This window comes from Rhizomicrobium sp., from assembly GCF_056722145.1.
The window spans coordinates 1-5800 of the sequence record NZ_JBWZET010000082.1 but is presented as its reverse complement, the minus strand read 5'-3'; the positions used below and the strand labels follow the sequence as shown (position 1 = coordinate 5800).

The window sequence follows — 5800 nt, the reverse complement described above, 5'->3', positions numbered from 1 at the left end:
CCGCTTCGCGCTCAGCGACAATTGGCAGGCGATCCTGACCTATGCCTATACCGACGCGGCGGTGATCACCGACACCAATCCCCTCCTGATCGGCGACCAGCTCAGCAATGTCGCCAAGAACGGCCTCGGGCTGTGGACGCGCTATGGCTTCGACGGCGATCTGTCGGGCTTCTCGCTCGCCGGCGGCGTGCATCACTATTCCGGCATGGCGGGCGATCTGGCCAACAGCTTCCGCCTGCCTGCCTACACTTTGGTCGATGCCGAAATCGCCTACGCCTATCACGATGCCGAACTGCAGCTCTCGTTCAAGAACCTGTTCGACGAGCGCTATTTCTCCGGCTCGTACAACAATGTCTATGTTCAGCCCGGCTTCCCGCGCACGGTGGAAGCCAAACTCAGCTACAAACTGTGATACGGGCCGTTCTCACCCGTTTGCATCGTTATGTCGGGTTGGCGATCGCGATTTTCCTCGCGGTCGCCGGCCTGACCGGCAGCGTGATCGTGTTCGAGGCCGAACTCGACCGGGCGCTGAATCCAGAATTGTACGCGGTTCACACCGATGGCCCGCGCTTGTCGCCATCGACGCTGGCCGCCCGCGTCGAACGGCAGCTGCCGGGGGCCCGCGTGACGATGCTGTCGCTGCCGCCGCCGGGACGCGCGAGCGAAGTCTGGGTCGGCCCGACGGGCGCGCCGCTCGGCTATGATCAGGTGTTCGCCGATCCGGCCAGCGGGCGGGTGCTGGGCAAACGGCAATGGGGTGCAGCGGGATTGTCGCGCGCCGCGCTGATGCCGATGCTGTACGTCTTCCATTACACGCTGAAACTGCCCGGCGTCGTCGGGCTTTATCTGATGGGGCTCATCGCCTGCGTCTGGACGATCGATTGCTTCATCGCCTTCGCCCTAACCTTGCCGCGCGGCAAACGCCTCACCACCCTTCCGTTCTGGAAGAAGTGGCGGATGGCGTGGCGGATCAAGCCGGGCGCCAGCCCCTATCGCTTCAGCTTCGACCTGCATCGCGCCGGCGGCCTGTGGGTGTGGGCGATGCTGCTCGTGCTGGCGTCGAGCGGCGTTGCCCTCAGCTTGCCGGCGCAGGTTTTCCGGCCGCTGCTGAAGACGGTCACAACGCTGTCGCCGACACTGGAGGACATCCGCCCGCTGCGAACCGCAACCCCGCGCCTGTCGTTCGACGATGCCCTGCGCCGTGCCGCCGTGCCCGATGCCACTTGGGTTTTCCGCGAGCCCGAGCACGGCGTCGTCGGCGTCAGTTACGGGCACGGCGACCGCGGCCTCAACGGTTTTGGTCTGTCGACGCGCGCCTTCGATGATCGGACCGGCCGCCTGGTGTTTGAGACCGACGCCGGCCACGGGCGCCTCGCCGATGTCTATGCCGGCATGCAATATCAGCTCCACTCCGGGCGCATTTTCGGCTGGCCGGGACGCATTCTCGTCTCGCTCAGCGGGCTGATGGTGGCGATGCTGTCGGTCACCGGTGTCGTGTTGTGGGGCAAGCGGCGGCGCGCCCGGATGACAGGCCGTCACAATAAACATACGTGATAGATACCTTTTATTCTTCCGCCTGCCGCACCCGCCATGCTTCAGTGATCGCTCCCGCCACAAACAGGAGCCGATCATGTTTGCAACCGCCAAAGACGGAACCCGGATTTTCTACAAGGACGGAGGCGCGGGCCAGCCGATCGTGTTCTCGCATGGCTGGCCGCTGACGGCCGATGCCTGGGACGCCCAGTTCCTGTTCTTCGGTCAGCGCGGCTATCGCGTCATCGCCCATGACCGGCGCAGCCACGGCCGCTCGGACAAGACCTGGGACCACAATAACATGGACACCTATGCCGACGATCTCGCCGCGGTGATGGAAGCCGCCGGGGTCAAGGATGCGATCCTCGTCGGCCATTCCACCGGCGGCGGCGAAGTCGCCCATTACTGCGGCCGTTACGGCACCTCGCGGGTCGCCAAGCTGGTGCTGGTGGGCGCAGTGCCGCCGCTGATGCTGAAGACGCCGTCAAATCCCGAAGGCACGCCGAAAGAGATGTTCGATGCCATCCGCGCCGGGGTCGCCGGCGATGCCTCGCAGTTCTATCTCGACCTGACGGCACCGTTCTACGGCTTCAACCGCGACGGCGCCCACGTCTCCGACGGCCTCAAGCATTCGTTCTGGCTGCAGGCGATGATGGGCGGCATCAAGGGGCTTTACGACTGCATCCACGAATTCTCGGAAGTCGACTACACCCAAGACCTCAAGACAATCGACAAGCCGACGTTGTTCATTCATGGCGACGACGACCAGATCGTGCCGATCGGCGCGGCGGCGATGAAGGCATCCAAGATCGTCAAGGGCGCGGAACTGAAGATCTACAGCGGTGCCCCGCACGGCCTCGCCCAGACCCAGCCGGAGCGTTTCAACAACGACGTCCTTCAGTTCATTCAAGGCGCTCAAAGGATGTCGGCGGCTGGGGCTTGAATGCCGGCGAGATCATCACCGTCACCAGGAACGCCAGCGCGAACAGCACGACGAACAGCATGGCGTTCTTCTCAAGGTAATAGCCCGGGCTCTGGATCAGGCTGTAGACCAGCATGCCGGAGGCAAAGATATTGACGCGTGTCGCCCAGCGCGCGCCGGCGAGGAGGCCGATGCCGCTGGCGATGAGCAGGCCCGCCGTGGTGAATTCCGCCGTCAGATGCATGGCGATTTCCCACGGCCGGCTGATCATTTCGGGAATGGCGCCGAGCGTCCACAACGCCAACCACGCCGCCAGCAGGGCAAGACCCATCGTGATCGAATAGGCGGCGACAACCGTCTTCATTGCATCCTCCGAGGCTGGTTAATGGGACCGTTACCAATCGGCGGCGGGGGAATGCCTCCCGGGTGTGGCGCAACCAAGGCTGCAATGCGTACGAATTGAGCAATTGTTGGGAATTCTTCCCATTCCTGCGACAGGTTCGCGCCGCTGGCTCAGCGGCCGACCCAGATGCTCACCAGGGCGGCAAGCGCGACCAGCGCCAAAAATCCGTTCACGGTGAACAGAAGGCCCCGCGGAATCCGGCGCGTATCGGGCTTGGGCGGCGGCACACCGGGCGAGGTTTCCCGCCACACCGCGGCCGCGAAGCAGAACGCGCTGAAAAGTTCCAGCACCGTGCCGGCCAGCATGACGCCGAGGTCGGGAAGAATGCCGGTCAGCAGCGCCTTGGCGCCGATGCCGCTCGCCATTGCCGCCAGCCCGGTGCGAACCCAGGCGGCATAGGTGCGCTCGGCCGCCAGCTGGGTGCGGTCGGCCGCCAGTTCGGTGCGCCGGTCGGCGCTGTCCGACAGTTTGCCGGTCGTCTGGCGGATTTCCGCCCGTTCGAGGTGAGCGGTTTCTTCGGATGAGGGCACGCGCGTCTCTCGGAGTTTCCCGATTAACGCCGCGCCCCCTCGCAAGGCTCCCTTATTTGTGGCCGCGCGCGATCAGAAAGTTCGCCAGTGCGCGGTCGGGCCCGGTGATGTGTTCGAAAAACAGCTGCTGCATGGTGGCGAGGTTTTCCAGCGTCACCGGATCGCAATGGCCGGTGTTGAGCGCATCGCCGACCAGGGTGGTGAGCTTCAGGCGCAACATGCGGTGCTGCAACTTCTCCTCTTCGAGGCCGGGATAATGTACTTCGGCCATCATCGCCTCTTCATGCTCGAAATGGGCATTGGTGACGGCGAGCGCGTCGTGGACGATCTCGCGGGCGCGCTCCAGCGGCCCCCCTTGCTTCATGCATGTCACGAAGTCGTCGAACAGCGCGGCGAGGCGGCGATGTTCGCTGTCCATCGCATTGACGCCCAACGTGAAGGCGTCGCCGTAACGATCCATATGTCCCACCTTTTGCGGCCGGCGCCGGTTCCGGCGCCTGGCGTTCTGCCTGGAGCCACGCTCCGTTGTCCGCGAAAAGCGTAAGCCGCGCCCGGTTGCGCAACGCTTACCTGAAGGGCCGGGGCGTTGACGGCCGCAGCCTCGCAAAGCCCACAATTGCGGGGCGAATTGCTGCAAGTTTAGCGGCGGCGTTAACCGGCGCCTTACCCCGCCGTCAAACTTAAGAGATGTTCGGCAAGAGCGTGGTCGTCGCGGCCGATGTGGTCGCAGAACAGCGCGCGCAGCAGATCGCCGTTCTCGGCCAGCACCTCGGGAGCGCGGCGCTTCTCGAGCGCGTCGGCGGTGAGCGAGGCGACCGCCAGCATCAGCCGCTGGTGCTCGAAGCGATGCGCCTCGGCCGCGCCATAGCCGCTTGTGGCCATCAGCGCTTCTTCCTGCTGGAAATGGGCCCGGATGGCGGCGAGCGCCGCGGAAATGACGGTGCAAACCTCCACATCCGGCCGCCGGCTGGTGACCACCAGCTGAAACGCCTTCAGCATGCTGCCCAGCGCATCGTGCTGCTCATCGAGCGAAGAAATTCCGAGCCTGGGTGCCATCAGGGCCTCCCGCATCAGGACGCGGGACTCTAGTCCTCGACCCTTACAGGAGGTTTACGGCAGGCGATTTCGGCGCCGCCGCCCTGGCCGAATCGCCTCTGGACCAAGCCTTAAGGCCCGGTTTTGTTCTCGCCGCAGGGCCGCCGCGTGCCTGCGATCAATTCCCAGGAACACGGCGCGAACAGCATTGGGTATTTTGTCGGTGAATCAACCCACTATCTAGCGGCTTGCCTTTGGGAACAAACCGTGTACTTTGACCGGAGTCGCGGGCGTGCGAAATTCATTGGGAATGGGCCCCGCGCCGTGGTCTAACGGAGACGGAACCGATGAGTCAGGCACCGTTGCGGGTCGTGGGAAAAGAAGACAACACCGACAAGAAGCGCGCCCTCGAAGCGGCGCTGTCGCAGATCGATCGCGCCTTTGGCAAAGGCAGCGTCATGAAACTCGGCCAGAAGGAGCCGGTGACCGCGGCCGACGTGGTCTCGACCGGATCGCTCGGCCTCGACATCGCGCTCGGCATCGGCGGCTTGCCGCGCGGCCGCGTCATCGAGATTTACGGCCCGGAATCCTCGGGCAAAACCACGCTGGCGTTGCACGCGGTCGCCGAAGTCCAGAAAAAGGGCGGCACGGCGGCCTATATCGACGCCGAACACGCCATGGACCCGATCTATGCCACCAAGCTCGGCGTCGACGTCAACGAGCTGCTGATTTCCCAGCCCGATACCGGCGAACAGGCGCTTGAGATCACCGATACGCTGGTGCGTTCGGGCGGCGTCGATATCGTGGTGATCGATTCGGTGGCGGCCCTGACCCCCAAGGCCGAACTCGAAGGCGAAATGGGCGATCAGCTGCCCGGCCTGCAGGCCCGCCTGATGAGCCAGGCGCTCAGAAAGCTCACCGGCTCGATCTCCAAGTCGAACACCATCGTGATCTTCATCAACCAGATCCGCATGAAGATCGGCGTCATGTTCGGCAACCCGGAAACCACCACCGGCGGCAACGCGCTCAAATTCTATTCCTCGGTGCGGCTCGATATCCGGCGCATTGGCGCCATCAAGGACCGCGACGAGGTCGTGGGCAACCAGACCCGCGTCAAAGTGGTCAAGAACAAGGTCGCTCCGCCCTTTAAACAGGTCGAGTTCGACATTATGTACGGCCAAGGAATCTCCAAGACCGGCGAGCTTCTCGACCTCGGCGTCAAAGCCGGGATCGTGGAAAAGTCGGGCTCCTGGTTCTCCTATGACGGCACCCGGGTCGGGCAGGGTCGCGAGGCGGCCAAGGCCTATTTGGCAGCCAACCCGGACGTGGCCAACGCAATCGAGGCGTCCATCCGCCAGAATGCCGGCCTGATTGGCC

8 protein-coding genes are annotated in these 5800 nt (G+C 64.2%); 4 read left to right on the top strand and 4 right to left on the bottom strand.

What is annotated here, in order from left to right; genetic code table 11:
* The 3 genes from AC1P6P_RS04705 to AC1P6P_RS04695 all read left to right on the top strand — a co-directional run.
* Window positions 1-412 (top strand): TonB-dependent receptor domain-containing protein (locus AC1P6P_RS04705; RefSeq protein ID WP_481401280.1); only part of this gene is annotated, 412 nt, incomplete at its 5' end.
* Window positions 409-1554, top strand: coding sequence for a PepSY-associated TM helix domain-containing protein (locus tag AC1P6P_RS04700; protein ID WP_481401279.1), 1146 nt, complete (start codon window positions 409-411; stop codon window positions 1552-1554). The genes AC1P6P_RS04705 and AC1P6P_RS04700, both read left to right, overlap by 4 nt.
* Before the next feature lie 76 nt (window positions 1555-1630).
* Window positions 1631-2476 carry an alpha/beta fold hydrolase gene (locus AC1P6P_RS04695; protein ID WP_481401278.1) on the top strand — a complete coding sequence of 282 codons (846 nt, stop codon included), beginning with the start codon at window positions 1631-1633 and terminating at the stop codon, window positions 2474-2476.
* On the opposite strand, the gene AC1P6P_RS04690 is transcribed toward AC1P6P_RS04695, so the two are convergent.
* The 4 genes from AC1P6P_RS04690 to AC1P6P_RS04675 all read right to left on the bottom strand — a co-directional run bounded on the left by AC1P6P_RS04690 (window position 2436) and on the right by AC1P6P_RS04675 (window position 4444).
* A complete protein-coding gene (locus AC1P6P_RS04690; protein WP_481401277.1) occupies window positions 2436-2819 on the bottom strand; it encodes a DUF8058 family membrane protein in 384 nt (127 codons plus the stop codon). The two genes, AC1P6P_RS04695 and AC1P6P_RS04690, sit on opposite strands and share 41 nt — an antisense overlap.
* A gap of 149 nt (window positions 2820-2968) precedes the next feature.
* A complete protein-coding gene (locus AC1P6P_RS04685; protein WP_481401276.1) occupies window positions 2969-3388 on the bottom strand; it encodes a YidH family protein in 420 nt (139 codons plus the stop codon).
* Window positions 3389-3440: 52 nt separating this feature from the next.
* Complete coding sequence (locus AC1P6P_RS04680; RefSeq protein WP_481401275.1) at window positions 3441-3848, bottom strand: bacteriohemerythrin; 408 nt, start codon at window positions 3846-3848, stop codon at window positions 3441-3443.
* A gap of 203 nt (window positions 3849-4051) precedes the next feature.
* On the bottom strand, window positions 4052-4444 hold the full coding sequence (locus tag AC1P6P_RS04675) for a bacteriohemerythrin (RefSeq protein WP_481401274.1): 393 nt from the start codon (window positions 4442-4444) through the stop codon (window positions 4052-4054).
* Window positions 4445-4770: 326 nt separating this feature from the next.
* On the opposite strand from AC1P6P_RS04675, the gene recA reads away from it, so the two are divergent.
* A partial coding sequence (gene recA / locus AC1P6P_RS04670) for a recombinase RecA (RefSeq protein ID WP_481401273.1) occupies window positions 4771-5800 on the top strand: 1030 nt, incomplete at its 3' end.

What these genes read in the sequence shown, in the direction of transcription:
- AC1P6P_RS04690 (WP_481401277.1), bottom strand. Translation starts at nt 2,819, where the DNA reads ATGAAGACGGTTGTCGCCGCCTATTCGATCACGATGGGTCTTGCCCTG.
- AC1P6P_RS04695 (WP_481401278.1), top strand. Translation starts at nt 1,631, where the DNA reads ATGTTTGCAACCGCCAAAGACGGAACCCGGATTTTCTACAAGGACGGA.
- AC1P6P_RS04675 (WP_481401274.1), bottom strand. Translation starts at nt 4,444, where the DNA reads ATGGCACCCAGGCTCGGAATTTCTTCGCTCGATGAGCAGCACGATGCG.
- AC1P6P_RS04680 (WP_481401275.1), bottom strand. Translation starts at nt 3,848, where the DNA reads ATGGATCGTTACGGCGACGCCTTCACGTTGGGCGTCAATGCGATGGAC.